This window comes from Fibrobacter sp. UWR4 (assembly GCF_003149045.1).
In the GTDB taxonomy this organism is placed as follows: Bacteria; Fibrobacterota; Fibrobacteria; order Fibrobacterales; family Fibrobacteraceae; genus Fibrobacter.
Genome location: NZ_QGDU01000085.1, coordinates 1 through 1,740 on the forward strand (window position 1 = coordinate 1; position 1,740 = coordinate 1,740).

Annotated in this window: 2 protein-coding genes; one reads left to right on the forward strand and one right to left on the reverse strand. The window is 34.0% G+C overall.

The window, feature by feature from the left end; translation table 11 throughout:
• Positions 1-178 precede the first annotated feature (178 nt).
• Positions 179-1,213: a YaaC family protein gene (locus BGX12_RS15180; protein ID WP_109736855.1), complete on the forward strand. Its 1,035-nt coding sequence runs from the start codon at positions 179-181 to the stop codon at positions 1,211-1,213.
• A 4-nt stretch (positions 1,214-1,217) separates the two neighbouring features.
• Here BGX12_RS15180 and BGX12_RS15385 read toward each other — a convergent pair whose 3' ends face one another.
• On the reverse strand, positions 1,218-1,553 hold the full coding sequence (locus BGX12_RS15385; protein ID WP_146196388.1) for a hypothetical protein: 336 nt from the start codon (positions 1,551-1,553) through the stop codon (positions 1,218-1,220).
• Between the last annotated feature and the right edge of the window lie 187 nt (positions 1,554-1,740).

Genomic DNA, 1,740 nt, shown 5'->3' on the forward strand with positions numbered 1-1,740 from the left:
TCTCGGTTAAGTCTCATCGCTTGTCCTTTTCTTGGTCGAAAACGCAAGTTAGAAACCTAACCATCCCTAGAATTCACTTTCTAGGGATTTTTTTTGTTTTCAGCCTAGATCGGATTTACTTGACGATGAGAATCCGCGATATGATAAATCAACGCATTATAAAAAAGGACTTTTTCTTATGACTGAACAAGAAATATGGCAAAAACTTAGAGCTCTAGAAAGTTTTGATATCGTAAAGAAATGGTTCAAAGTTCTTCATAATAGAGAATTAAATTCACAGCGAGCAACCGAAATAACATGCGCAGCTAAGCAAGCACGCGAATATTTCAGAAATGCCAAACAAGCTGATTACACTGTTAGATCCCTTTTAACCTTTTATGGTATTGCTTGTTTGAGTCGTGCAACAACTTTGTTATTCAGAACATCTGGAGGAGAAGGGACTCTGACAAAAGGACATGGATTACAAGTTTTAGATTGGTCAAATACTCTATCAGGGGATATTGACAACGGAATAAAAAATTTGAAAAATTTGAAAATTGCCACATGCAAGGGCCTTTTTGAAAATTTCATTCAATCAACAAATAATGAAATTTGCATGCACTTAAATTCATCAAATGTAGATTGGTTTCTTCCTTACAAAATCCCCGCTCCAAACAAAGAGATTTCTCTTTATGAATTGATTTCAAGAATTCCTGATTTAAAAGATGATGTTGAACCTTTTTTTGAAATTAAGCATGCTGTAGCAGACAGTATTACATATTCACTAGAAAACGGATTTAAAATCAATCGAATATGCAAACCTTCACTATCATTAACAGAATCTTATAAAAGCCTTGGTTACACAACTGCGATTTCAAACGAAATACTCTGTATTGAATGTACCTCAGAACTTTTCTGTAAAAATCTACCTCAATTTCTGCATAGTTATGTTCACAAGCAATTTCTTTCCATTCCTGTTATTCATATCATAGCGCCCCTAGAATGTGGTGAACTTTATTCAGAAATGGGATACTGCTACATGATGTCCTATTTTATGGGAATGTTATCACGCTATTATCCAACACATTGGATTTCTCTTATAAATGGCGGTTTGGGAGACTACATGTGGCCAATCATCAATAGGGCTCAAAATTATGTAGAAAAAGTTTTTCCAGAATTAATTATTGAATATATTCAGGAAAAAATCAAGCAAGCTCTAAATCATGACTCCTAACAATTTACTCTTTTTTATTTGGTTTATTTCCAACCATCTTTGTAATTTCATATAAAGCAACGAATTCTAATTCTTTAAAGTGACTAGCTTCTATTCCTGTAACAAACTCTGAGTATACTTTAGTTTTTTTATCTTGCGGATGAGACAGAGGAGTTGTTCGCCTTCTTTCGTGAACTTCCTTTAGAGAACTCATTAGAGAATCATATTTTCGTCCAAATTCAGTTCGTCCATCCAACAAAGAACCATATTCAACTAGCTCCTCTTTATTATTTGAAACAGACGGATGTTTTAAATTAATATCAGACAAATCAATCCATCCATAAAGAGCTCTTACCATCAAATCATTAAATGAATCTATGCAATTAAGCCAAAAGGTTTTGTTTTTCTTTCGCGGATTCTCATCGTCAAGTAAATCCGATCTAGGCTGAAAACAAAAAAAATCCCTAGAAAGTGAATTCTAGGGATGGTTAGGTTTCTAACTTGCGTTTTCGACCAAGAAAAGGACAAGCGATGAGACTTAACCGAGA